The sequence below is a fragment of the Lentzea alba genome, assembly GCF_047445655.1.
In the GTDB taxonomy this organism is placed as follows: Bacteria; Actinomycetota; Actinomycetes; order Mycobacteriales; family Pseudonocardiaceae; genus Lentzea; species Lentzea alba_A.
On the sequence record NZ_JAJAEG010000015.1, the window covers coordinates 177,139 to 201,585 of the forward strand.

A 24,447-nucleotide genomic window follows, 5' to 3' on the forward strand; every position below is an offset into this window, starting at 1 on the left:
TATGGGCTCCGACTACCCTTCACGTTCATGCGCATCGGGGCTCATGTCCGCGACGACGACCCGGTCGGAGCCGCGGCCGAACGCGGGGCCGAGGTCGTCCAGTTCTTCCTGTCGGACCCCCAGGGGTGGAAGAAGCCCAAACCTCATCCGCAGACGGAGGCGCTGCTCGCCTCCGATCTGGAGGTCTTCATCCACGCCCCGTACATGATCAACATAGCGTCGCTGAACAACAAGATCCGGATTCCGTCCAGGAAGAACGTGATCCAGCACGCCGAGGCCGCCGCGACCGTGGGCGCGAAGGGCCTGATCGTGCACGGCGGGCACGTGACGAAGGGCGAGGACCCGGCGGAGGGCTTCGCGAACTGGCGCAAGTTCTTCGAGCGCCAGGTCGCCGACGGCGGCTTCGCGGTGCCGATCCTGATCGAGAACACCGCGGGCGGCGACAACGCGATGGCGCGCTCGTTCGACAACCTCAAGCGCCTCTGGGACGCGGTCGGTGAGTTCGGCTCGGGCTTCTGCCTCGACACCTGCCACGCGTTCGCCGCAGGTGAGGACCTGGTCGGCATCGTCGACCGGGTGAAGGCGATCACCGGCCGGATCGACCTCGTGCACCTCAACAGCTCGCGCGACGAGTTCGGCTCCTCGCGCGACCGGCACGACAACATCAAGACCGGCACCATCGACGCCGACCAGCTCGTGGCCGTCGTCGCCGCCGCCGGATGCCCCGTCGTGGTGGAGACACCGGACGAGGGGCAGGCCGACGACATCGCGTACCTGCGCGACCACGCCGGCCGGTAGTCCGTGCACGAGGTGGTGAGCGTGACGCCCGACCGCGGCGATCCAGGGCGTCTCGTGAACCGCTTCGGCAGGCCGGCAGCTGTCGTCCTCGTGCTGCTGTGCGGGCTCACGCTGCTGCTGGGCTTCATCAACAAGGACCGCTGCACCGGTCCGGCGTTCGACCAGTGGGGCCGCACGCAGCCCGACTACGACGAGCGCAACAAGGAAGAGGTCTGCTACTCCGACATCCAGCACCTCTGGATCGGGCGCGACATCGACCGGCACGTCTTCCCGTACGTCGACGGCGGCATCAACGACAAGGGCATCCTCGTCGGCGGCACGGTCGAGTACCCGGTGCTCTCCGGTCTGCTGATCTGGGCCGGCGCGATCTTCGCCCACAACGACGCGGAGTACCTGCTCTACTCCTCGCTGCTCATGGTGCCGTTCGGCCTGCTCACGGGCTGGATGCTGGGCAAGCTCGCCCGGTGGCGCGCCCTGCTGTGGGCGATCGGGCCACCGCTGGTCCTCTACGCGTTCCACAACTGGGACCTGCCGGTCGTGCTGTGCTCGGTGGCCGCGGTCTTCGTGGTGCACAGGTGGAACCGGCCTCTCGTCGAACGGGCGACGGTCGCCTCCGTCCTGCTGGGCCTCGGGTTCGCGTTCAAGGTCTACCCGGCGATCTTCGTGCTGCCGCTGATGTTCTACGTCGCCACCGGTGGCTGGCGCGGCGCCGAACTGCCAGAGGGCAAGAAGGTCGACGTCGTCGGCGCGCTCAGGGTCGGCCTCGCGTCGATCATCACGGTGGTGCTGGTCAACCTGCCGTTCGCGATCGCCGGCTACGACGGCTGGATGGCGTCGTTCGAGTTCCAGCAGCTGCGCCGGGTCGACATCACGACGAACTCGATCTGGTACTGGGGTCTGCGCCCGTTCATCGGAGACGACGAGATGCAGCCGCTGGTCGCTGTCGTCTCGCCGATCCTGATCCTGGTGTCGATCGCGATCGCGGCCGGCTACGGCTGGCTCCGCTACCGCCGCGAAGGCACCTACCCGTGGATCGCGGCGTCCGGGGCGATGTTGTGCGGCTTCATGTTGCTGCACAAGGTCCACTCACCGCAGTACACGCTGTGGCTGGTGCCGTTCCTGGTGCTGCTGCGCGTGCCGCTGATGTGGGCGTTCTCGTACTTCGCCGTGGACCTGGCGATGGGGATCGGGATCTTCCGCTGGTTCTGGGCGATCGAGTTCGGGCAGCCGGCCGGGATCTACGACAGCTGGTCCGCGCAGGCCGTGATGATCGGCGTGTGGGGCCGGGCGGCGCTGCTGGTTGCGCTGTTCGTGGTGTTCCTGAAGGCAAGAGACGTCACGGAGGACCACGAGCGGGTACCGCTCAGGCATCCTTGATCGCATGAGGGTGAGCGTCCTCGCGGTGCTCCTGTTGGTCTCGTGCGGTGCCTCCGGACCGCACGAGCGGTCTGCGGCGGTCCGCTGGCTGCCCGTGTGGCAGGCGGTCCCGACCATCTCCGCCGAGGTGCCGGACCAGAGCGTGCGGACGACGGTCAACCTCACCGCGGGCGGCACCTCCGTCCGGGTGCGCCTGTCGAACCTCATGGGCACCAAGCCGGTGCGCGTCGAGCAGGTCGAGGTCACCGCGAACGGCGAGACGCGGCCGCTCACGTTCCGCGGATCCCGTGCGGTCACGATCAAGGCGCGCGACGAGGTCTACAGCGACGCCCTGCCGCTCACCGTCACCACCGCGTTGGAGATCAGCACGTACACCCCGGCCGGCACGCCGTGCCAGGCGCGGGCGTGGCGCACGATCACGTCGACGCACACGAACATCTGCCTGGTCTCCGCCGTCGAGGTCGCGGGCTTCACCGCGCCGGGTGCCGCGGTCATGCTCGGCGACTCGATCACCGAGGGGTACGTCGAGGGCAACTGGCCGGAGATGGTCGAGAGCGACCACGCCGTGCTGAACGCGGGCATCAGCGGCAACGGCGTGGTGTTCGGCGACGCGCCGATGGTGACCCGCCTCCACCGGGACGTCCTCTACAGCGACGAGGTCCGCAAGGTCGTGTTGCTGGGCGGTATCAACGACATCCAGAACGGCATCAGCGCGGACAACGTCATCGCGGGCATCCGCACGATCCTGCAGCGCTGCAGCAACGAGGGCGTGCAGGTGACAGTCGGCACCATCACGCCGTGGCGCGGCTGGCGCAACTGGACCGAGGAGCGCGAACAGCAGCGGCAGAAGGTGAACGCGTGGATCCGCGCCACCTTCCCCGACGCGATCGACTTCGACCTGGCCGTGCAGGACCCGGCCGACCCGCTCAGACTGCGTCCGGCGTACGACTCCGGTGATCACCTGCATCCGAACGCCGCCGCATTCGGTGCAATGGCTCGCCTCGTGCGGGTGTGACGATCTGCCGGTCCGGCGCACCGGCGAGGACACCGGCCAGCGGGTCCTCCTCGCCGTCGGCGCGCACGAGGTCGCGCTCCGGCTGGTAGATCTCCTTCAGGATGATCACGCACAACAGGACGACGGCCGCGTCGCGCAGCACCACGGCGCCGAGGAACCAGTCGATCGGCAGGCCCTTGTTCTCCGTGCCGAGGTAGAAGTACATCCGCGGCACCCACACCAGCGCGTCGATCGTCATCCACGCCAGCAGCAGCTTCCAGCGCGGCAACGCGAGCACCGCCAGCGGCACCAGCCACAGCGAGTACTGCGGGCTCCACACCTTGTTCGTCAGCAGGAACGCCGCCACGACGAGGAACCCGAGCTGCGCGAGCCGCGGCCGCGTCGGTGCCGACAGGGCCACGTACGCGATGCCGGCGCAGCACACGAGGAACAGCACCATGCTGACCGTGTTGAGCACCGTCGGCGGCTGACCCTGCTGCAGCCCGGTGTCGAAGCCGGGCCAGCCGGTCCACTGCACCAGCACGTTGTAGATCGTGTCCGGGTCCGCGTTGCGCTCGGTGTTGAGGCGGAAGAACTCCCGCCAGCCCGTGTGCGACGGCGGGTACAACGCGAGCGGCAGATTGACCGCCAGCCACGCGCCGATGGCCGCACCGGTGGTGGTGAGTCCCGCCTTCAGCCGGTCGGATCGCCAACAGAGCAGGAGTAGTGGTCCGAGCAGGAACAACGGATAGAGCTTCGCCGCTCCACCCAGGCCGATCAGCACACCGGCGAGCGCGGGTTTCTTGCGCGCCCAAGCCAGCAGACCGGCCGTGGCGAACGCCGTCGCGATCGTGTCGAAGTTCGTGAACGCATGCACGATGACCAACGGCGAGACCGCGACCAACGCCGCGTCCCACATCCGTCGCCGAGCTATCCGGGCCACCGAGAACACGGTCACGAGCCACGCCACCGCGAGCCAGAACGCCGTGACGTTGAAGAACACGATCACCGTCATCGGCAGCCCCGGCACCAGCGCCACGAGCCCCTGCGCCACCCGTGCGTTCAGCCACATGAACAGCCCGGTGACCACCGGGTACTCCATGTACCGGACGTGCTCGGTGGGCTTGCCTTCGTCGTCCTTCCACGACGTGATGTACGGGAAGGAACCGCGCTGGTCGAGCCGTTCCGCGGTGTAGAGCGGGACGGTGTCGGAGTAGCAGAGCGCGGTGAACTGCTTGCTGCCCCGCCAGTCCAGCTGCACCTGGCCTTTGTCGTCGACGTACTGCTGGATGCACGGCGACTTCTGCACCCAGCCCGCCAGCAGCGTCAGCACGGCCAGCAGCAGGATCACCCGCAGCGCCGTCCAGAACCAGTGCCTGCCGACCTGCGCGTGCTCGCCGAGCGGGCCGCCGAACGGTCTGCTCAGGGTGCGGGCGAGTGACTCGGTCCAGGTGGGCGCGACCCGCTCCTCGTGGGTGAGCGAGTCGGTGTCCTCGGCGGGAAGCTCGGCAGGGCTGCTGGGCACGTCGCGGATGTTACGGCCAAGACCGTTTCGCCGTGGTCAACATCCCTGGACCAAAGCGAAGGGCCCCGGTTCGTACCAGGGCCCCTCGGTTCAGTTACGTGTCTCCCGGACTTCGTCCGTTGCCGGGATCGGGATTCTCGGTGGTCGGCTTCGGGTTGCCCCCGGTCGGCGGGCAGAGGAAGCCCTCACAGGGCTCCGACGGCCTCGTCGGCTTGGTCGGGCTGGTCGGCTTGTCCGGGCTCGAGGGACCGGTCGGCACGCTCGGCGTGTTCGACGGCTGGCTCGAGGCCGAGTTCTGCCTCACCGGCGGGTTGAACTGGTTCAGCGGCTTGGCCTTGGCGAACTTCTCCATCTGCGTGCCGGCCAGCGCCTTGTTCATGAACGCCTGCCAGATCTTGCCCGGCACACCGGAACCGAAGATGTTCGTACCGGACTTGTCGGTGATGGGCAGGTTGCCCTCGTTGCGGCCGACCCACACCGCCGCCGAGATCGACGGGGTGTAGCCCACCATCCAGGCCTTGGAGTTCAGGCCCACCCGGCCGCCTGGCGCGACCTTAGGGTCGAGCTCGTGCGTACCGGTCTTGCCGGCGCACTCGCGGCCCTGCGCACACGGGATCGACGACTTGCCGGGGATCGTCTTCAGCACGTCGGTGACGTTGTCGGCGATGTCCTGGCTCTTCGTCTGGTCCGCGTCGAACGCGGCGATCGGCTTGTCGACGTGCTGGTAGAGCACGCTGCCGTCCGGCCCGGTGATCTTCAGGATGAAGAACGGCTGGCGGTAGACACCGCGCGCGGCGAACGTGGCGTACGCCGAGGCCATGTCGAACGGCCGGACGCGGGCGTCACCACCACCGAGCGCGATACCACCGTTCGGCGTGCCGCCGCCCTCACCGACCAGCAGCTTCTGCGGGCCGTTGCCGACGTTGACCTCCTCCGGGATGCCGGCCTGGTGCGCCGCCTTCACGGTCGGCTTGATGCCGATGTCGTTCACGACCATGTCGTAGAACACCGTGTTGAGCGACTTCTCCATCGCCTCGCGGACGGGGCAGGGGTCCTTGCAGGAGTTGTTGTTCTCCGAGTTGCGGATGGTGACCTTGGCTTCGCCGCTGCCGAACGTGCGCGGCGACGAGCCGTCGTAGGTCGAGCCGACGCCGCGGCCGTTCTGCAGTGCCGCGACCAGGTCGAACGGCTTGAACGACGAGCCCGGCTCCTGCAGCGTGCCCTTGGCGTAGTCGAAGGAGCCTCGACCGTCCCGGCCGCCCCAGTACGCGCGGACCGCACCCGTGGTCGGGTCGATGGCCGTCAGCGACGTCTTCAGCGCCTCCGGCTGACCGCCCTTGATCATGATCTCGTCCACGGCCGCCTCGGCCGCGTCCTGCATCTTCGGGTCGATCGTCGTCTGGATGGTGACGCCGGTCTTCTGCGCCTGCTCGAACGAGACACCGGTCTGCTCGGCGTCGAGGGCCTCCTGGACCTGGTCGACGATCAGGCCGCGCGGGCCCTCCAGCGACTTCGGCTGGGTCTCGGCGAACGGCAGCGGCTTCGGCCACTCCTGCGAGTCGTAGTACGCCTGGTCGATCCAGCCCTTCTGGAGCATCTGACCCATCACGTACTTCCACTGCTTCTGCGAGTGCTCCTTGTCCTCGGACCAGGAGGGCGTCTGGATCATCGCCGCGATCAGCGCCGCCTCGGAAGGAGTGAGGTCCTTCATCTCCTTCTTGTAGTACACCTGCGCCGCGGCCTTGAAGCCGTTCGCGCCACGACCGAAGTACACCGTGTTCAGGTACGCGGTGAGGATCGTGTTGTGGTCCGACTCGTTGCTCATCTTGTAGGCCTTGACGAGCTCGGTGAACTTACGAGTCAGCGTCGGGTCCTCGTTGCCCGTCGCCTTCTTGATGTACTGCTGCGTCAGACCGGAGCCACCACCGGAGCCGCTGGTCACCTGGAACCAGGCCGCGCGGAGGATGGCCTTGGCGTCGAAGCCGGGGTTGTCGTAGAAGTCCGCGTCCTCGGCCGCCATCACCGCTTTCTTGACGTGGTCGGGGAGCTCCTCGTACGTCAGCATCGTCCGGTTCTCACCGGGCGCGGTGATCTTGGTCATGTCCTTGCCGTCGGCGTACTGCAAGGTGATCGTCTTGTTCTGCTCGGCCGCGATCTGCTCCGGCCGCGGCCAGTCGACCAGCGGGTACGCGACGGCGATCGCCAGCACCGGGCCCAGGATCATCAGGCCGAGCGCGACGAACGCACCGATCCGGACGCGCTTCCAGATCTTCTTCTTGCGCAGGCGGCGCTCCTCCTCTTCGGTGAGCTCCGGCTCGTCGTCGTAGTACTCGTCGTCATCGTCCACGCCGGCCATCAGGAACTCGTCGTCCGGCTCGCGGTGCGTGAGCAGGTCGGGTTCGCGCTGCGTCGTCGGCCGGTTGACCGGCGGCAGCTGCGTGGTCGCTTCCTGACCGGGGTTGCGCGGGGGCACGCCGGGACGGCCGGGGCCACCCGGACCGCCCTGGGGACCGCCGGGACCGATCGGGCCGCCGGGACGACGGCCACCGGGCGGCGGTGCCATCGGCATGCCGCCGGGAGGCGTCGGCGGACGGTTACCGCCGGGACCGCCCTGAGGGCCGCCGGGACCGCCCGCGGGTCCACCGGGGCCAGGCGGACGGCCGGGGCCGCCCTGAGGGCCACCAGGTCCGCCTACTGGGCCGCCTGGTCCGTTCGGGCGGCGTGGAGGCTGTTGCTGTGGGAAACCACCGGGTGGCGTGCCACCCTGGGGAGGGCGTGCGAAACCGCCGGGTGGGGTGCCCGGTCGTGGCTGATTCGGGACATCGCGCCTCGTGCCGCCGCCGTCGGGGTCGTCCCCGGTCGGCCATTGCGGCTCGCCTCCGCGCTGCCGGTCATCATGCTGGTCGTTCACGTGAAAAGGCCTCCCAGACCGGCGCGCATCAGCACGCGGTTCGGTGGTCGTACTTCATTCGGAGCAGTGTCACCTGTGGGTCATTCCGCCGCAGTCCTCCTGCGTGGCTTTTCCAGCCCACGCTTCCCCAGGACGTATGACTGCACCAGGTGGTTCCAACTGCATGTGCGACAGACTTCAACGACGTACACGGTGAACTCGTCGAAGAGGGTTGCCATCTTCACGAGTTCTTCAGGTGTACGCGCCGAGCCGGTCGCGTGCTTGAGCTCGTCACCGTAGACCCAAGACACGTTGGTCAGTGGCTCCTTGCGGCACACCGGGCATGGCACTTCCGTTTGCGTACCGTGGAACTTCGCAGCTCGCAGCAGGTACGGGGACGCGTCGCAGACCTCCATGGTGCCCGTACGACCGGCGTAGACCTCCGCCAGCAGCGCACGTCGCTGCAGCGAGTAGTCCACCACCTGCCGTTGGGTCAACACGTGACCAGAGTACGTGCCGCCCGCTTTCCGATGATGGGCCGTTCAGGGCAGCGAGATCCGGCGCGATATGACGGTGTGCCACATCCCACAGTTGAGAGGGGCCATCGATGTATCGCGGCGATATAATCACCTCACCTATCGGTGCAGGTGCGAGGAGGTGACTCGTGTTCGAGTTCGCGCTGCTCGGCCTGCTGCACGAGGCGCCGATGCACGGCTACGAGCTGCGCAAGCGCTTGCACGACCTGCTCGGAGCGTTTCGAGCGTTCTCGTACGGATCGCTGTACCCAACATTGCGGCGACTCCAACGTGCGGGCCTGATCGTGGAGGAGGGGCCGGAGGAGTCGGCTCTCTCTTGGGGACGTCGGGCGCGCAAGGTCTACAAGCTGACGCCGGAAGGTAAGGAGCGGTTCGCCGACCTCCTCGCCAACGCGGGGCCGCAGACCTGGGACGACGACTCGTTCGGGGTCCACCTGGCGTTCTTCTCCCGGACGCCGGCCGAGATCAGGATGCGCATCCTGGAGGGCCGGCGGCGGTGTGTCGAAGAACGCAGGGAGGGACTCCGCGAGCGGCTCACGCGCACGGGTGAGCAGATCGACCGCTACACCCGTGAGCTGCACAGGCAGGGCCTGGAGAGCACGGAGCGCGAAGTGCGGTGGCTCAACGAGCTCATCGCGCACGAACAGTCCGAGCAGGACGAGTAGTACTCACCGTTGATCAAGGAGGACTGGGCAATGGGCGGAAACCGCCGCACCGTTCGCGTGGCCATCGTCGGGGTTGGCAACTGCGCGGCGTCGCTGGTGCAGGGCGTCCACTACTACCGGGACGCCGACCCGAGCACCCGCGTGCCCGGCCTGATGCACGTGCAGTTCGGTGACTACCACGTGCGCGACGTCGAGTTCGTCGCCGCGTTCGACGTAGACGCGAAGAAGGTCGGTGTCGACCTCGCCGAGGCCATCGTGGCCAGCGAGAACAACACCATCAAGATCGCAGACGTGCCGCCGCTGGGCGTGGTCGTGCAGCGCGGGCACACGCTGGACGGTCTGGGTCGCTTCTACCGCGAGACGATCGAGGAGTCGGACTTCGAGCCGGTCGACGTGGTCGCCGCGCTCCGCGAGGCCGAGGTCGACGTGCTCGTGTCGTACCTGCCGGTGGGCTCCGAGGACGCCGACCGCTTCTACGCCCAGTGCGCCATCGACGCCGGTGTGGCGTTCGTCAACGCCCTGCCGGTCTTCATCGCGTCGGACCCGGAGTGGGCGGAGAAGTTCCGCGCCGCCGGTGTGCCGATCGTCGGTGACGACATCAAGTCCCAGGTCGGCGCCACCATCACGCACCGCGTGCTGGCGAAGCTGTTCGAGGACCGCGGCGTCCAGCTCGACCGCACCATGCAGCTGAACGTGGGCGGCAACATGGACTTCCTGAACATGAAGGAGCTGGAGCGCCTGGAGTCCAAGAAGGTCTCCAAGACCCAGTCCGTGACGTCGCAGCTGTCCCGCGACATCGGCAAGGACAACGTCCACATCGGCCCGTCGGACTACGTGGCGTGGCTCGACGACCGCAAGTGGGCCTACGTGCGTCTTGAGGGCCGCGCGTTCGGCGACGTGCCGCTGAACCTGGAGTACAAGCTGGAGGTCTGGGACTCCCCGAACTCCGCGGGCATCATCATCGACGCGGTCCGCGCGGCGAAGATCGCCCTCGACCGGGGCATCGGCGGCCCGATCCTCTCGGCGTCGTCGTACTTCATGAAGTCCCCGCCCGTGCAGTACTCGGACTCCGAGGCCCACGCGGCCGTCGAGTCCTTCATCCGCGGCGAGTGACGTGGTGGGCCGCCCTCTCACGTGAGGGCGGCCCGTCGTTCTACCGCTTGGAGAGCCGCAGCTTCTGCCAGCTGCCGTCCGCGGTCCACCCGCCGTCGACGGGCAGCGCGACGCCGTTGATGTACCGCGCGTTGTCGCTGGCCAGGAACCTCACGGCCTGAGCGATGTCGTCCGGTACCGCGAACCTGTTGGCCGGCACGTGGTTCGTGATGTCCTCGTCGACGTAATAACCGCCGGCCTGCGACTCGACGTCCATCTCGGTCTTGACCCAGCCGGGGCACACGGCGTTGACCCTGATCCCCCGCCCGCCCCACTCGACGGCGAGTGTCCGCGTAAGCCCGATCAGCCCGTGCTTGGTCGTGTTGTACGCAGCTCGGTCCGCCACCCCCTGCAGCCCGGCGACGCTCGCGATGTTGACGACGCTGCCCGAGCCCTGGGCGAGCATGACCTTGCCCAGCGCCTTGGTGAGCAGGAACGGCCCGGTCAGGTTGACCGCCATGATCCGCTCCCACTGGTCGAGGCTGGTCTCCTCGAACGGCACGATGCCGGCGATCCCCGCGTTGTTGACCAGCACGTCCACCCTGCCGTGGGTGCTCATGACGTGGTCCGTCAGGCGCTGGACGTCCTCGGCGCTCGCGACGTTGCCGACGATCCCGTCCTTGCTCTCCTGCAGGTCGAAGCCGACGACGGCGAACCCGTCCTCGCGCAGCACGTCCGCGATCCGCAGGCCCATGCCCTGCGCGGTGCCGGTGACCACAGCAACTCGTTGCGTCATGAGCGCGAGGCTAGGGACAGACCGGGGCGGCGGGAATCACCCGATCCCGGTTCTGGTGCTCAGCATCAGCCTTGCTGACAGAGGGGGCAGACATCCCAGTCGAACGAGCCTGAAGGTTCCGCGTCGACCCGCCGTCCGATGACCAGGCCCACGACCCGCGCCGCTCCTGCCCGTTTGAGCGCGATCGCCGATGACTGCAGGCTCGCGCCCGATGTCCACTGATCATCGATGAGCAGCACGCGCTTGTGCTTCGCGAGAAACGTCGCGAGCACATATGCCAGCTCGTCGGTGAACTGCCTGCGCATCTCCGGGCGCTCGCCGTACTTGTACTTCGCCAGCACGTGGGCCAACTGCCCACCTCTGCCCGCCATCGAGATGATCACGACCTCGTCGGCCAACTCCGCTCCGAACTCACGGACATGGCCGTTGCACTGCGAGCAACGCACGTAACCGTCTGTGGGACGCAAGCACGTGGTGCACACGTTCGGTCCGCGATTCGGGGGCGAAACGAGGATGTTCTGGTACCGCTCGAGGATGCGGCTGAGCGGGCTCACGTCAGAGGTCGATCAGGTCCGGGACTCCGGCGCGCAGCTCGTCGAGCACGCGCAACAGGTGGTCGGGACCTTCCAGGACGGTCGTGTTCGGCCGCTGGGCCACTTCCTGGCCCCACGTCGTGCCGGAGACGACCTCGGGCAGGAAGAAGACGTGCCGGCCGTGCTCCAGCGCGAGCCGTGCCTGGATCCGGGTGCCGCTGTGTTCGCTCGCTTCCACCACGACGGTTGCGACGCTGCAGCCGCTCATCACGGCGTTGCGCATCGGGAAGTGGTGCTTCGCGGGACCGGCGTCCGGCCAGAACTGGGACACGACCGCTCCGGTCCTGGCGATCTCTTGCTGCAACTCCGCGTTCTCCGCCGGGTAGCAGCAGCGGCGCAGGCCCGTGCCGACAACGGACACCGTGCGCCCTCCGGCGTCCACAACGGCTCGATGCGCCGCGGTGTCGACACCTGCGGCCAGACCGCTGAAGACCGTGATGTCGTGCTTGGTCAGCGTTGTCGCGATCTCGCGCGTGATGTGGAGTCCACGAGCTGTGGCGTGCCTGCTGCCGACGACGGCGACGCCGAACTGGTCGGCGGGGTCGAGAAAGCCCCTGCACGTCAGGAAAGGCGGTCGCTGGTGCACCATCAGCAACTGGACCGGGTACTCCTCGTCCAGCACGGTGACCAGGTTGATTCCCTCGTCCGCCCAGGACTCGATCTCCTTCTCGACGGGGTCGAGCCGCCTGGAGATGTTCGAGTGTGGGCTGGTCGGGAGTGAGCAGCGATTCCAGCACGGACTCCGCGGATCCGGACTCCTCGACGGCGTTCGTGACGTCGGCCCAGCCGCGCTCGCTGTCGCGGAGTGCGAGCAGCAGCGCTGCCTGTTCACGCCGGTTCACCACACCCACATCCTGTCAAACACAGGTTCGACCCGCTGGTTCGAATCGCCCGAAAGTGGGCGAGTCCAGCCGGGAAAGTGGTGATCACCGCTAGGTTCGGCCGGTGCGCACGCTGCTCGTCGCCCTCCCCGGCCTGGTCCTCGCCGCCATCGGCCTGACCCACCCGCATCACCTCGACGCGTCGACGGCCCAGTGGTGGCGGGACATGCACATCATCCTCGCGGTGATCTTCCCGCTCCTCGGTGCCGCGCAATGGGTTCTGCTCGAAGACGCCCCGAAGCCCGTGCGCTACCTCGGCCGCGCAGCAGCGTTCGGGTACGTCGTCTTCTACGGAGCGCTGGACGCGTTGGCGGGCATCGGCGGTGGCGCCATGACGTTGAACGACGCCCGAGACGCCGCCACTCCGGTCTTCAAGATCGGCAACCAGCTCGGAACCGTTGGCGCGTGGTGCTTCTTCGCGGCCAGCATCGCGATCGCGGTCTGCGCGCTGGTCAAGCACAGGCTCAAGGCGATCCCAGGAGCTGCCTTCCTGCTGGTCGGCAGCTTCCTGTTCCTCAGCAGCCACATCTACTGGCCCAAGGGCGTCATCGCCTGCACGTGCCTCGCGATCGGCATGGCCGCGATCAGTTTCGTCAGCCCACGCCCGGCGCAATAGCCGTGTAGCCGCCGTCGACGGCCAGTTCGGCGCCGGTCACGAACGACGCGCGGTCCGACAGCAGCCACAGGGCGGCTTCAGCAACCTCCGACGGCGAGGCCAGGCGCTTCAAGGCGTTCCAGGTGGCCGCGCGTTCGCGTTCGCCGGGGATCGAGAGCCACGGGCCGGTCTGCGGCGTGTCGATCACGCCCGGATTCACGGCGTTGACCCGGATGCCGTGCCTGCCGTACTCGGAGGCGGCGGTCTTGGTCAGGCCGATCACGCCGTGCTTCGCGGCCGAGTACGCCGAGGCGAACGCGGTGCCGAAGAACGCGGCGGTGCTGGCGTTGTTGACGATCGCGCCGCCACCGCCCGAGAGCATCGCGCGGATCTCGTGGCGCATGCACTGGGCGACGCCGGTCAGGTTGACCGAAAGTGTTGTGTCCCAAGCGGTGCTGTCGGTCAGCACCACGCCGTCGGGGCCGATGCCGGCGTTGTTGAACGCCACGTCCAGGCGGCCGAACCGTTCCACCGCAACCGATACGGCCCGCGCGCAGTCCTCATCCGACGCGACATCCGTGACGACCGCGACGCCGCCGATCTCGGCAGCCAGTGCAGCGATCTTGTCCTCGGACCTGGCGGCGAGCACCACCGAGGCCCCCTCGGCCGCGAACAAGCGAGCGGCGGCCGCACCGATTCCCGTTGAGGCGCCCGTGATCAGGGCGACCTTGTCCCGCAGCAGCATGTGCGGAAGTTACGTCAGGGCACCTGGCAGATCCGCGATTGAAGACAGAACCGTCACCTTCGACAACACTTCTGGAGCAGGCGGGAAGTGCGGGTTCGGCACGGCGAGCACGGTCATCCCCGCGGCCAGCGCGGCACGCAGCCCGTTCGTCGAATCCTCGACGGCGTAACAAGAACCAGCCGAAACCCCGAGACGCGACGCCGCCAGCAGGTAGACGTCCGGCGACGGCTTGCCGGCCGCGCACTCCTCCGACGACACCGCAACGGGCACGGGCAGGCCGGTCACGTCCAGGAAGACCTTGATCAGCACGGCCGGAGCCGAGGACGCGATCGCGACCGGAAACCGCGAGGCCACTTCCCGGACAGCCTCCACCGCACCGGGAATCACCGGCAGATGCGCCGCGTAGGCCTTCTCCATCTCGGCGATCACGCCGGCGGAAGCCTCGGCAGGCGTCAACCGAACGCCCACCGCGGACACGAGGTAGGAGCCCCACTCGGGCGTCGACATCCCCTGCATGGCCCGAGTCGCCTCGGGAGTCCACACACCGCCGTGACGTGCCGCGAAGTCCTGGCGCACCTCGTCCCACACCTGTTCGGAGTCGATCAGCACGCCGTCGAGGTCGAAGATCACCGCATCCACACCGAGACCGTACCGTGTGGCGCAGAATACTTCGCCATGCTAAGTGAAAAAGCTTAGTATAGCTAAGTGAATTTCAAGGCTCAGCCCAAGCCGGTGTGGATCACGGCGTTCGCCGCGGTCATCGCCTTCATGGGGATCGGGCTCGTGGACCCGATCCTGTTGTCCATCGCGGAGGGTCTGCACGCAACACCCGCGCAGGTCACCCTCCTCTTCTCCTCCTACCTCGGCGTCCAGGTCGTCGCGATGCTGTTCACCGGCGCCGCGACCGCGCGGTTCGGGGCCAAGCGCACGCTCGTCGGCGGGCTCGCGCTGATCGTCATCGCCACGCTGGCGTGCTCGGCGGCAGGGAGCATCGGCCAGCTCGTGGGACTGCGGGCAGTCTGGGGACTCGGCAACGCGTTCTTCATCGCCACCGCGCTCAGCGTCATCGTCGGCGCGGCCAGCGGTGGGCAGAAGGCGGCGATCCTGCTCTACGAGGCCGCGCTCGGTCTCGGTCTGAGCGTCGGGCCGCTGCTGGGGGCGTTGCTCGGCAGCATCTCGTGGCGCGGGCCGTTCCTCGGCACCGCGATCCTGATGGCCGTCGCGCTGATCCTTTGCGCAACTTTCCTGGCCGAGGACTCCCACCACGAACGTCCGAGGATCAGCCTGCTCGACCCGCTGAAGGCGCTGAAGAACCCCGTCCTGCTGCGCACCTCGATCGGTGCCGCGCTCTACACGGCCGCGTTCTTCACGGTGCTCGCGTGGTCGCCGTTCGTCCTGCGGTGGGGTGCCGTCGAGATCGGACTGATCTTCTTCGGCTGGGGTGTGTGCGTCGCGGTCTCCAGCGTCCTGCTCGCGCCGCGGCTGGCCGACCGGATCGGAGAGAAGAACGCGATCATCGGATCGGTCCTCGCGTTCGCGCTGCTCATGCTCGTGATGGCGGTCCCGAGCAAGCCGTTGCTGGTGGTCGCGGTGATCGTCAGCGGCCTGGTCAGCGGGCTGCTGAACACACTGTTCACCGGCACCGCGATGAGCGTCAGCGACGCGCCGCGGCCGGTCGCGAGCGCCGGGTACAACTTCCTGCGCTGGCTCGGCGGTGCGCTGGCGGCGACGTTCGTGAGCCACCTCGCGCAGCCGTTCGTCGTGGCGGCGGTGCTCTGCGCGGTCGCGGCCTTGCTGCTGACGTTCAACCGCACCGACACCCGCGAGGTACCGACGGAAGTCGTGATCGCGAGCGAGCAGCTAGTGGGTTAACGAAGGGTGAACTACGGTCGGTTGCGGTTCCCGCACCGACCGTAGGAGGCCACCACCATGATCCCCCTGCCGCTCGTCAACCACAGGATCGGCAGAGCAGCGGTGACCTGCGAGTACCGCTGTGGCGACGCCTGCTTCCACGACGTCCCGAACACTTCTGACAACCCCTACTTCGGCGATCTGATCAGCCGCCGCACCGCGCTCAAGGCCGGTGCGGTCGTCGCTGCCGCCACCGCACTGCCCGCCGGCACCGCTGCTGCCGCCGAGCCCGAGTCCAAGGGGCGCCCACCCAGGGGACTCGACTTCAAGCCCGTCCAGGTCAACACCAAGGACGAGGTCGTGATCCCCGAGGGGTACGAGCAGGGGATCGTGATCCGCTGGGGCGACCCGCTCTTCCCCGGCGTCCCCGAGTTCGACTTCAAGAACCAGACCGGGGCCAAGCAGGCCAAGCAGTTCGGCTTCAACTGCGACTTCGCCGCGATCCTGCCGCTCGACCCGTTGGAACTGACCGGAATCATGGTCACCAACCACGAGTACACCAGCGAGCCGTTCATGTTCAGCGGCTACGACGCGAACAACCCGACCAGGGACCAGGTCGAGGTCGCCTGGGCCGCGCACGGCCTCTCGGTGTTCATGATCAAGCGCTCGCTGTTCTCTGGCCACTACCGGCCGCGCTTCAGCAGGTACAACCGCCGCATCACCCTGCACACGCCGTTCGAGGTGCGTGGCCCGGCCGCGGGCAGCGACCTGTTGAAGACCTCCGTGGACCCCACCGGGAAGCGTGTTCTCGGCACGATCAACAACTGCTCCGGCGGCGTCACGCCGTGGGGCACGATCCTGTCCGGCGAGGAGAACTTCAACCAGTACTTCGGCAACGCCGCCGGCCGCAACGACCCGAGGCTGACCCGGTACGGCGTCACCGGGACGGCGACCACGCGCAAGTGGGAGCGCTTCGACAAGCGCTGGGACCTCGCGCAGGAACCCAACGAGGTCAACAGGTTCGGCTGGGTCATCGAGCTCGACCCGCACGACCCGGACTCGACGCCGATCAAGCACACGCACCTCGGCCGGTTCAAGCACGAGACCGCGAACATCCGCGTCGCCGACGACGGCCGTGTCGTCGCGTACTCCGGTGACGACGAGCGGTTCGAGTACATCTACAAGTTCATCTCCAACGGCAAGATGAAGCGCGGCAACAGCAAAGCCGCGCGCCGCCACAACATGACGCTGCTCGACGACGGCACGCTGTACGTCGCGCGCTTCAAGGGCGACAGCCCGGCGAGTGAGATCGACGGCACCGGAAAGCTGCCGTCAGACGGCAAGTTCGACGGCTCCGGTGAGTGGATTCCGTTGGCAGCGGGCAAAAAGTCCTTCGTGCCCGGTATGACCGCCGAGGAGGTGTACGTCTTCACGCGCATCGCGGCGGACAAGGTCGGCGCGACGAAGATGGACCGCCCCGAGGACATCGAGTGCCACCCGCGCACCGGCACGGTCTACTGCGCGCTGAGCAACAACACCGAACGTGGTGTCACGCCTGGCAAGGAAGGCGCGACCGAGCCGAACCCGCGCATCAACAACCGGCACGGGCAGGTGCTGGAGCTGGTCGAACGCCGTGGCGACGCGCTCTCGCTGACGTTCAACTGGGGCCTGTTCATGGTGTGCGGCTTCCCGGACGACCCGAACACCTACTTCGGCGGCTACGACAAGTCACAGGTGAGTCCGATCTCCAGTCCGGACAACGTGGCGTTCGACCGGCACGGCAACCTGTGGATCTCCACGGACGCCGACGGCAAGCTCGACGGGCTGAACGACGGCCTCTACGGCGTGCCGCTGGAAGGGCCGGAGCGGGGCCATCTCAAGCTGTTCCTCACGGTGCCGCGCGGCGGTGAGACGTGCGGTCCGGTGATCGGCGAGCGGGTGATCACCGTGTGCGTCCAGCACCCCGGTGAGGTGGACGGCGCGAGCGCCGACAAGCCCGCTTCCAACTGGCCGGACCGGGGTACCTCGCGGCCTCGTCCGTCGGTCGTCGCGGTGTGGCGCAAGGGCCGTCGTCAGCTGGGTGAAATCGGTTGATCACCCTGCGTGCGACAACCGTTCGGGTGTAGTACGTGTTCGCCTGCCGTTCACCTCGTGGACGGCAGGCGATCTCGTTGGGCTCTTAGGTTCGGCCAGTTCCCACACTGACCGATCTCGGAGGCCTGCGTGTCCTCACCCACCGATCGGGGCCGCCGCCTGCTGCCCCTGCTCCCGACGAACCACCCGCTCGGGCGTCAGGCTGTCACCTGCGAGTTCCGCTGCGGCAACGCGTGTTCGCACGAGGCGCCCAACTCGTCGCAGAACGCGTACTTCGGCGACGTCGTCAAGGAGGTCGTGAGCCGCCGCGGCATGCTGAAGGCCGGTGCGGTCGTCGCCGTCGCGGGCGCCGGCGCGCTCGCCATGTCCGGCTCGGCCGCCGCCGCTCCGGTGAACGTCGATGTCGACCTGGACCTCGGCTTCGGCCGCGACCCCGGCGGTCTGAACTTCGAGCCGGTGCAGCCCAACACCCTCGACCAGATCAGCGTGCCGAAGGGCTTCCAGCAGGACGTCGTGATCCGCTGGGGCGACGCGGTGCTGCCGGACGCGCCGAAGTTCGACTTCGACAACCAGACCCCAGAGGCGCAGGCCAAGCAGTTCGGTTTCAACAACGACTTCTGCGGCCTCGTCCCGGTGCCCGGTTACCACGACAGCTGGCTCATGGTGAGCAACCACGAGTACACGTCCGAGACCTTCATGTTCAAGGACTGGGCCGCGGACAAGGTCACCGAGAAGCACGCCAAGATCGCGTGGGCCGCGCACGGCCTGTCGATCGTGATGGTCGACCGCGACCCCCGCACGGGCAAGCTGTTCGTCTGCCCGGACGACATGGAGAAGTACAACCGCCGGATCACGCTCACCACGCCGTTCGAGGTGCGTGGCCCCGCCGCCGGTTCGAAGTACCTCAAGACCTCCGCCGACCCGTCCGGCAAGGTCGTCCTCGGTACGCAGAACAACTGCGCCGGTGGCGTCACGCCGTGGGGCACGATCCTGTCCGGCGAGGAGAACTTCAACCAGTACTTCGCGAACGGCGGCCAGGTCACCGACCCTGACACCAAGGCCAAGTTCGCCCGTTACGGCATCACCGGTGGCGCGACCACGCGCAAGTGGGAGAACTTCGACAAGCGCTTCGACCTGCTCAAGGAGCCGAACGAGGCCAACCGCTTCGGCTGGATCGTCGAGATCGACCCGCTCGACCCGAAGTCGACGCCGGTCAAGCACACCGCGCTCGGGCGCTTCAAGCACGAGGGTGCGAACGTCATCGTCGCTCGCGATGGCCGTGTGGTCGCGTACATGGGTGACGACGAGCGCTTCGACTACATGTACAAGTTCGTCACCGACGAGAAGTACATGAAGGGCAACTCGAAGCGAGCCCGCGAGCACAACAAGCGCCTGCTGGACAAGGGCACGCTCTACGTCGCCAAGTTCACCGGCGACAGCCCCGCCGCCGAGATCACCGGTGACGGCACGCTGCCCAAGGACGGCGAGTTCGACGGCAGCGGCGAGTGGATCGCGCTGGCGCACAACGACAAGTCGTTCGTGCCGGGCTTCACCGCCGAGGAGGTCTACGTCTTCACGCGCCTGGCCGCCGACAAGGTGGGCGCCACGAAGATGGACCGCCCGGAGGACGTCGAGCCCTCGACGCACAACCGCCGGATCTACGCCGCGCTCACCAACAACACCGACCGCGGCAAGGCCGGCAAGGAAGGCCCGACCGAGCCCAACCCGCGCAACGGCAACAAGCACGGTCACGTGCTGGAGATCGAGGAGCGCCGCAGCGACAACACGGCGACCACCTTCTCGTGGAAGCTGCTGCTGGTCTGCGGTGACCCGAAGGACCCCGGCACGTACTTCGGCGGCTTCGACAAGTCGCAGGTCAGCCCGATCTCGTGCCCGGACAACGTCGCGTTCGACTCGCACGGCAACCTGTGGATCTCCACGGACGGCAACGCGCTGGGCTCCAACGACGGCCTGTTCGCGGTGCCGGTCTCCGGCAAGCGTCGCGGTCAGGTGAAGCAGTTCCTCACCGTGCCCAAGGGTGCGGAGACCTGCGGCCCGGTCATCACCGAGGACTTCGTGCTGGTGTCCGTGCAGCACCCCGGTGAGATCGACGGCGCGTCGGCGAACAACCCGCTGTCGCACTGGCCGGACGGCGGCACCTCGCAGCCGCGTCCGTCCGTCGCGGTGGTGTGGCGCAAGGACCGTCGCAAGATCTGCGACTGAGTGGTCTGGCTCACTCAAGTGGAATGAACCGGTGCAGCCACCCGTCCGTGTGATGGGTGGCTGCACCGCGGACAGCCGAGGGAAGGTCCACAAAGGCTGTCTACTTTGGAGTTAGTCGTGCGCCGTGTTGCTCTTTTCGTTGGTACTGCTGCTCTTCTGGGTCTTGCTGCGTGCGGCACCACGCCCGGCACCGCAACTCCCACCCCGGTCGCCCAGGCTTCGCCGGATGCCCCGGTCGCCGCGGCGGTCCAGGTCCCCGCCGGCCAGAAGCTGGTCGGCAAATACCAGGCCACAGGCGTCCAGACGTACACCTGCACCGCGAACGCGTGGAAGGGTCTGGAGCCCGCTGCGACGTTGGTCGACAAGGACGGCAAGCCCATCATCCTGCACTCCCGCGGCCCGGTCTGGGTGTCCACTGTGGACGGCAGTGCGGTCGAGGCGACCCCGGTCGACGGCGCGAAGAACGACGTCAAGGGCGCCGTTCCCGAGCTGCTGCTGAAGACCAAGGCCGTGCGCGGCGACGGTCTGTTCGGCAAGGTCAGCTACATCCAGCGCCTCGCCACCGAGGGCGGCGTCGCCCCCTCTGGCGGGTGCAAGGCCGGTGACCAGGCTTCTGTGCCCTACCAGGCCCTCTACACCTTCTTCGCCCCGGCCTCCTGACGCGTGGTAGCGCTCTCATCACTCCACGAAGTCGTTTGAACCGGTGCGGCCATCAGTCCGTAGGACCTGGTGGCTGCACCGCTCAAACGAGAGACACGTCGCACTGTCTACTTTGGAGTGAGTAATGAAGCGTGCTGGTCTTGTGCTCGTTTCCGCAACTCTTCTCGGTTTCGCCATCGGAGGCGTCGGCTCCACCGCCGCGCCGACCCCGGACGTGGACGCCGCGGGCGCGAAGGTCGCGCCCGCGGTTCAGGTTCCACCGGGCAACAAGCTCGTCGCGAGGTTCTACGCCAAGGGTGTGCAGACCTACACCTGCACGGCCGGAGCGTGGAAGGGCCTGGAACCGGCCGCCACGTTGGCTGACCGGCTCGGACGCGCGGTCGGACTGCACTCGCGTGGGCCGATNTCCACCGGGCAACAAGCTCGTCGCGAGGTTCTACGCCAAGGGTGTGCAGACCTACACCTGCACGGCCGGAGCGTGGAAGGGCCTGGAACCGGCCGCCACGTTGGCTGACCGGCTCGGACGCGCGGTCGGACTGCACTCGCGTGGGCCGATCTGGGTGTCCACCGTCGACGGAAGTGCAGTCGAGGCCGCACCGGTGGACGGCGCCCGCAACGAGGTTCCAGGAGCCGTTCCCGAGCTCCTGCTGAAGGCCAAGGCCGTGCGCGGCCAGGGCGTGTTCGGCAAGGTCGGCTACGTGCAGCGCCTCGCCACCAAGGGCGGCCTCGCACCGGCGGGCGGATGCCAGGAGGGCGCCCAGACGTCCGTGCACTACGAGGCGCTCTACACCTTCTCCGAACCCGCTCGCTGAACGAGCGCCACCACGGCTGCCGTGACCATCGTGATGCCGACGACCCAGAGTCCGGTCTTCTGGGTCCCGGTGATGTCACGCAGCCACCCGGTGACATACGGCGCGACGAACCCGCTCACGTTGCCCAACGAGTTGATCAACGCGATCCCGCCCGCCGCGGCCGTGCCACCCAGGAAGCTGGTCGGGAGTGCCCAGAACGTGGGCAGGGCGGCACAGACACCGATCGCGCAGACGCTCACCGCGACCATCGCGGCGACGGGGTTGCTGAGGTACAGCGCGACGGGGATGGCCGCACCTCCCAGCAACATGGGCGCGGCGACGTGCCACTTCCGTTCTCCGGTGCGGTCTCCGTGCCTGGCCCACAGGACCATGGCGACCGCACCGAGGACGTACGGGATCGCGTTGATCAACCCGCGCTCGACGATGCCCGCTCCGGGCGCCAGTCCCTTGATGATCGTCGGCAGGAAGAACCCCAGCGTGTAGAGCCCGTACACGATCCCGAAGTACACGAAGCTCAACGCCAGGACGCGCGGGTGAGTGAGGGCTTTGCGCAGCGGCCAGTGCTCCTTCTGCGGCTCCTCGATCGCCTCGTCCGGCTTGTCCGGCAGCCAGAACCACGTCACGAACGCCAGCGCGATCGCCGGCAGCCCCTCGATCAGGAACATCGTGCGCCAGTCCGTCCACTGGATCAGCAACCCGCTGAACGTGGCCCCGAGCGCGGTCGAGATCGGCACCGCCACCATGAACAGCGCGACGATCCGCGCCCGCTCCTTCTCCGCGTACCAGTACGTCAGGTACAGGATGATCCCGGGAAAGAACCCGGCCTCCGCCACACCGAGCAGAAACCGCAGCACGATCAGCACGGTCCCGTTGGGCACGAACGCCATGGCCGTGGCGACGATCCCCCAGCTGACCATGATCCGGGCGATCCACTTCCGCGCCCCGAACCGGTGCAGCGCCAGGTTGCTCGGCACTTCGAGCAGCAGATACCCGATGAAGAACACCCCGGACGCGAACCCGAACACGGTCGCCGAGAGCTTCAGCTCCTCCGACATCCCGTTCGGCCCGGCGAACCCGATGTTGACCCGGTCCAGGTAGTTGATGAAGTACAGCAGGCCCAGATACGGCAGGATCAACTTCCTCGGCACGTTACGGTTCCCCCATGAGTGATCGTCCGGTCGCCCTCGTCACCGGGGCATCCAGCGGAATCGGCTCGGCCATCGCCCGCAGTCTGGCCCCAACTCACGATCTCCTGCTAGGTGGACGCGACGAAACGTCCCTGTCCCTGCTGGCAGCGGAACTCCCCGGCGCAACCGCTTGGCCCTTCGACCTCACGAACGCGGCCAGCGCCGACCTCGGCGTCGTCTCGCGCCTGGACGTGCTCGTGCACAGCGCGGGCATCGCCCTGCTGGGCCCGCTGTCCGAGGCGACCCAGGCCGACTGGCGCCAGACGTTCGACGTGAACGTTTTCGCCGTGGCCGAACTGACCAACCTGGTCCTGCCCCAGCTCCGCACCGCAGGCGGCCACGTCGTGCTGATCAACTCGGGTGCCGGCCAGAACGCCAACCCGGGCTGGGGCGTCTACGCGGCCTCGAAGTTCGCCCTGCGCGCCTACGCCGACGCCCTGCGCGGCGACGAGCCGGCGCTGCGCGTGACCACGGTCTACCCCGGACGGACCGCCACGCCGATGCAGGAGAGCGTGCGCCGCCAGGAGGGCGGCGAGTACGACCCCACGCAGTACATCGACCCGGACTCGATCGGGCGGGCGGTGGCGTCGGCCGTGCTGGCGACGCCCGACGCCCACATCACCGAGGTGACCGTGCGTTCCCGGCCGAGGTAGTTGTCCACAGATCCATCAACAACTGTGGCTAGCTGGTGACGCTCCGCAGTCGCTGGGCCACCGCGGTCACCCCGGCCTGGGCCTCCTGGCGGTCGACCCGAGTCGACTCCCCACCGGCCACGACGTGGTCACCGGCCACCCACACGTCGGTGACCCGCCGGGACCCGGACCCCCACACGAGGTTCGCCAGCAGCTGCGGATCCGGCGCGTCCAACCCGGTCGCAAAGGCCGGGTCATCAGCCGCGATGTGCACGACATCGCCCCAACGCCCAGCCTCCAGCGCACCGATGTCGTCCCGGCCGAGCGCAGCAGCCCCACCCCGAGTCGCCATCAGCAGCGCCTGAGCCGCCCCGAGCACGGTCGCGTCCATCGCGGAGACCCGAGCGAACATCGCCGCGAGCCGGGCTTCCTCGAACAGGTCCAGATCGTCGTTCGACGCGGGACCGTCCGTGCCGAGACCGACGTTCACCCCGGCCTGCAGCATCGCCGGCACTCGCGCGATGCCCGACGCGAGCTTCGCGTTCGAGCCGGGACAGTGCGCCACACCCACGCCGTACGACGCGTACAGCGCGATGTCGTCGTCTGACAGATGCACGGAGTGAGCGGACAACACCCGGCCGCCCAGCACGTCCGAAGCCTTCAGCAGCGCGGGCACCGAGCCATGCGAGGCACGCTGCGCCAGGTCCTCCTCCGGCGACTCCGCGACGTGCACCATCAACAACGCCCCGCGCGCCCGAGCCTCAACAGCCACTGCGGTCAGCATCTCTGGCGCCAACGTGTAGGCGGAGTGCGGCCCGTACGCGAGCTCGACCCGTTCGCCGGGGCCGAACCGCAGCCCATCGGCGTCGATCCACGCGGTGATCTCGTCGGTCATCGACTTCCAGGACATCCCCGGCACGTCGAGGATCGCGGCGCCGAACACCACCCGCGAGCCGGCGGCCAGCACGGAGGACACCAGCTCCGGGCCGTGGAAGTACATCTCGGTGGACGTGGTGACGCCGTGCCGCAGCATCTCCACGGCGCCCAGCAGCATGCCCGCACCGACGTCGGCAGCGGTCATCCGCGCCTCGTTCGGCCACATCTGCTCCTGCAGCCACCGCAGCAGCGGCAGGTCCGAGCCCAGTCCGCGCAGCACCGTCATCGGGCTGTGCGCGTGGGTGTTGACGAGGCCGGGCAGCAGGATGCCGGACAAAGAGCGCACCTCGCCGGAGAAGGCCGGTGCGCCGGAAAGCTCACCCACATAGGTGATTCGCCCGTCGACCACGTCCACGACGGCGTCCCGCAGGACGGAGCAGGACGGGTCGCAGGGCAGGACCACCGGGGCGTGGAGGCGCAGTGACATGCACGGAATCCTGCCACTGTGATGCCAGTCACAAGCACGCATACATCTGTGACGCGTGGGAATCCTGCCTCCGTCGGGGCGGGCCGACCCCCAGGGTCCGCCCCGATCAGAAACTTCTCCCCAACCAAGGGGCCCGTC

At 68.0% G+C, this 24,447-nt stretch carries 22 protein-coding genes; 12 read left to right on the forward strand and 10 right to left on the reverse strand.

What is annotated here, in order from left to right:
- The first annotated feature begins 27 nt into the window (after positions 1-27).
- Genes LFM09_RS25480 through LFM09_RS25490 form a run of 3 tightly spaced genes read left to right on the forward strand, consistent with a single transcriptional unit; the run spans position 28 to position 3,190 of the window.
- A complete protein-coding gene (locus LFM09_RS25480; RefSeq protein WP_414099044.1) occupies positions 28-798 on the forward strand; it encodes a deoxyribonuclease IV in 771 nt (256 codons plus the stop codon).
- A 21-nt stretch (positions 799-819) separates the two neighbouring features.
- A complete protein-coding gene (locus LFM09_RS25485; RefSeq protein WP_414099045.1) occupies positions 820-2,175 on the forward strand; it encodes a glycosyltransferase family 87 protein in 1,356 nt (451 codons plus the stop codon).
- A gap of 4 nt (positions 2,176-2,179) precedes the next feature.
- Positions 2,180-3,190 (forward strand): GDSL-type esterase/lipase family protein, encoded by a 1,011-nt coding sequence (locus tag LFM09_RS25490; protein ID WP_414099046.1) that lies wholly within the window; start codon positions 2,180-2,182, stop codon positions 3,188-3,190.
- Here the strand turns inward: LFM09_RS25490 and LFM09_RS25495 are convergent.
- The 3 genes from LFM09_RS25495 to LFM09_RS25505 form a co-directional block, all read right to left on the reverse strand.
- Positions 3,102-4,694 (reverse strand): glycosyltransferase family 87 protein, encoded by a 1,593-nt coding sequence (locus tag LFM09_RS25495; protein WP_414099047.1) that lies wholly within the window; start codon positions 4,692-4,694, stop codon positions 3,102-3,104. The two genes, LFM09_RS25490 and LFM09_RS25495, sit on opposite strands and share 89 nt — an antisense overlap.
- Positions 4,695-4,788: 94 nt before the next feature.
- Entirely contained in the window at positions 4,789-7,263 is a 2,475-nt protein-coding gene (locus LFM09_RS25500) for a transglycosylase domain-containing protein (protein WP_414099048.1), read from the reverse strand.
- Between the two features lie 422 nt (positions 7,264-7,685).
- Positions 7,686-8,084, reverse strand: a complete 399-nt coding sequence (locus LFM09_RS25505) for a DUF5318 domain-containing protein (protein ID WP_166048805.1) — start codon at positions 8,082-8,084, stop codon at positions 7,686-7,688.
- 164 nt (positions 8,085-8,248) lie between these two features.
- Between LFM09_RS25505 and LFM09_RS25510 the strand changes: the two genes are divergently transcribed.
- Together LFM09_RS25510 and LFM09_RS25515 are read left to right on the forward strand one after the other, a co-directional pair.
- Entirely contained in the window at positions 8,249-8,785 is a 537-nt protein-coding gene (locus LFM09_RS25510) for a PadR family transcriptional regulator (RefSeq protein WP_414099049.1), read from the forward strand.
- 30 nt (positions 8,786-8,815) lie between these two features.
- A complete protein-coding gene (locus tag LFM09_RS25515) occupies positions 8,816-9,898 on the forward strand; it encodes an inositol-3-phosphate synthase (RefSeq protein ID WP_414099050.1) in 1,083 nt (360 codons plus the stop codon).
- Positions 9,899-9,938: 40 nt separating this feature from the next.
- Here LFM09_RS25515 and LFM09_RS25520 read toward each other — a convergent pair whose 3' ends face one another.
- The 3 genes from LFM09_RS25520 to LFM09_RS25530 all read right to left on the reverse strand — a co-directional run bounded on the left by LFM09_RS25520 (position 9,939) and on the right by LFM09_RS25530 (position 12,098).
- Positions 9,939-10,673 (reverse strand): SDR family NAD(P)-dependent oxidoreductase, encoded by a 735-nt coding sequence (locus LFM09_RS25520; RefSeq protein ID WP_414099051.1) that lies wholly within the window; start codon positions 10,671-10,673, stop codon positions 9,939-9,941.
- Between the two features lie 65 nt (positions 10,674-10,738).
- Positions 10,739-11,140 carry a phosphoribosyltransferase gene (locus LFM09_RS25525; RefSeq protein WP_414099052.1) on the reverse strand — a complete coding sequence of 134 codons (402 nt, stop codon included), beginning with the start codon at positions 11,138-11,140 and terminating at the stop codon, positions 10,739-10,741.
- 88 nt (positions 11,141-11,228) lie between these two features.
- Positions 11,229-12,098, reverse strand: a complete 870-nt coding sequence (locus LFM09_RS25530) for a DNA-processing protein DprA (protein ID WP_414099053.1) — start codon at positions 12,096-12,098, stop codon at positions 11,229-11,231.
- Positions 12,099-12,211: 113 nt separating this feature from the next.
- Between LFM09_RS25530 and LFM09_RS25535 the strand changes: the two genes are divergently transcribed.
- A complete protein-coding gene (locus LFM09_RS25535) occupies positions 12,212-12,763 on the forward strand; it encodes a hypothetical protein (protein WP_414099054.1) in 552 nt (183 codons plus the stop codon).
- Here the strand turns inward: LFM09_RS25535 and LFM09_RS25540 are convergent.
- Complete coding sequence (locus tag LFM09_RS25540; protein WP_414099055.1) at positions 12,741-13,487, reverse strand: SDR family NAD(P)-dependent oxidoreductase; 747 nt, start codon at positions 13,485-13,487, stop codon at positions 12,741-12,743. The two genes, LFM09_RS25535 and LFM09_RS25540, sit on opposite strands and share 23 nt — an antisense overlap.
- A 9-nt stretch (positions 13,488-13,496) precedes the next feature.
- Positions 13,497-14,126 carry an HAD family hydrolase gene (locus LFM09_RS25545; RefSeq protein ID WP_414099056.1) on the reverse strand — a complete coding sequence of 210 codons (630 nt, stop codon included), beginning with the start codon at positions 14,124-14,126 and terminating at the stop codon, positions 13,497-13,499.
- A gap of 66 nt (positions 14,127-14,192) precedes the next feature.
- On the opposite strand from LFM09_RS25545, the gene LFM09_RS25550 reads away from it, so the two are divergent.
- The 5 genes from LFM09_RS25550 (at position 14,193) to LFM09_RS25570 (ending at position 21,127) form a co-directional block, all read left to right on the forward strand.
- Positions 14,193-15,359, forward strand: coding sequence for an MFS transporter (locus tag LFM09_RS25550; RefSeq protein ID WP_414099057.1), 1,167 nt, complete (start codon positions 14,193-14,195; stop codon positions 15,357-15,359).
- Between the two features lie 57 nt (positions 15,360-15,416).
- Positions 15,417-17,432: a PhoX family protein gene (locus LFM09_RS25555; protein WP_414099058.1), complete on the forward strand. Its 2,016-nt coding sequence runs from the start codon at positions 15,417-15,419 to the stop codon at positions 17,430-17,432.
- Between the two features lie 129 nt (positions 17,433-17,561).
- Positions 17,562-19,655: a PhoX family protein gene (locus tag LFM09_RS25560; RefSeq protein WP_414099059.1), complete on the forward strand. Its 2,094-nt coding sequence runs from the start codon at positions 17,562-17,564 to the stop codon at positions 19,653-19,655.
- 117 nt (positions 19,656-19,772) lie between these two features.
- Positions 19,773-20,315, forward strand: coding sequence for a DUF3455 domain-containing protein (locus tag LFM09_RS25565; protein WP_414099060.1), 543 nt, complete (start codon positions 19,773-19,775; stop codon positions 20,313-20,315).
- Between the two features lie 395 nt (positions 20,316-20,710).
- Positions 20,711-21,127: a DUF3455 domain-containing protein gene (locus LFM09_RS25570; protein ID WP_414099061.1), complete on the forward strand. Its 417-nt coding sequence runs from the start codon at positions 20,711-20,713 to the stop codon at positions 21,125-21,127.
- On the opposite strand, the gene LFM09_RS25575 is transcribed toward LFM09_RS25570, so the two are convergent.
- On the reverse strand, positions 21,100-22,275 hold the full coding sequence (locus LFM09_RS25575; protein ID WP_414099062.1) for an MFS transporter: 1,176 nt from the start codon (positions 22,273-22,275) through the stop codon (positions 21,100-21,102). The two genes, LFM09_RS25570 and LFM09_RS25575, sit on opposite strands and share 28 nt — an antisense overlap.
- A 14-nt stretch (positions 22,276-22,289) precedes the next feature.
- Between LFM09_RS25575 and LFM09_RS25580 the strand changes: the two genes are divergently transcribed.
- The gene (locus LFM09_RS25580; protein ID WP_414099063.1) at positions 22,290-22,967 is read left to right on the forward strand and encodes an SDR family oxidoreductase; all 678 of its coding nucleotides are present in this window, start codon (positions 22,290-22,292) and stop codon (positions 22,965-22,967) included.
- A gap of 28 nt (positions 22,968-22,995) precedes the next feature.
- Here the strand turns inward: LFM09_RS25580 and LFM09_RS25585 are convergent, their stop codons facing one another.
- The gene (locus LFM09_RS25585) at positions 22,996-24,309 is read right to left on the reverse strand and encodes an amidohydrolase family protein (protein WP_414099064.1); all 1,314 of its coding nucleotides are present in this window, start codon (positions 24,307-24,309) and stop codon (positions 22,996-22,998) included.
- Between the last annotated feature and the right edge of the window lie 138 nt (positions 24,310-24,447).

What these genes read in the sequence shown, in the direction of transcription:
- LFM09_RS25480 (WP_414099044.1), top strand. Translation starts at nt 28, where the DNA reads ATGCGCATCGGGGCTCATGTCCGCGACGACGACCCGGTCGGAGCCGCG.
- LFM09_RS25490 (WP_414099046.1), top strand. Translation starts at nt 2,180, where the DNA reads ATGAGGGTGAGCGTCCTCGCGGTGCTCCTGTTGGTCTCGTGCGGTGCC.
- LFM09_RS25500 (WP_414099048.1), bottom strand. Translation starts at nt 7,263, where the DNA reads ATGCCGATGGCACCGCCGCCCGGTGGCCGTCGTCCCGGCGGCCCGATC.
- LFM09_RS25515 (WP_414099050.1), top strand. Translation starts at nt 8,816, where the DNA reads ATGGGCGGAAACCGCCGCACCGTTCGCGTGGCCATCGTCGGGGTTGGC.
- LFM09_RS25520 (WP_414099051.1), bottom strand. Translation starts at nt 10,673, where the DNA reads ATGACGCAACGAGTTGCTGTGGTCACCGGCACCGCGCAGGGCATGGGC.
- LFM09_RS25540 (WP_414099055.1), bottom strand. Translation starts at nt 13,487, where the DNA reads ATGCTGCTGCGGGACAAGGTCGCCCTGATCACGGGCGCCTCAACGGGA.
- LFM09_RS25555 (WP_414099058.1), top strand. Translation starts at nt 15,417, where the DNA reads ATGATCCCCCTGCCGCTCGTCAACCACAGGATCGGCAGAGCAGCGGTG.
- LFM09_RS25580 (WP_414099063.1), top strand. Translation starts at nt 22,290, where the DNA reads ATGAGTGATCGTCCGGTCGCCCTCGTCACCGGGGCATCCAGCGGAATC.
- LFM09_RS25585 (WP_414099064.1), bottom strand. Translation starts at nt 24,309, where the DNA reads ATGTCACTGCGCCTCCACGCCCCGGTGGTCCTGCCCTGCGACCCGTCC.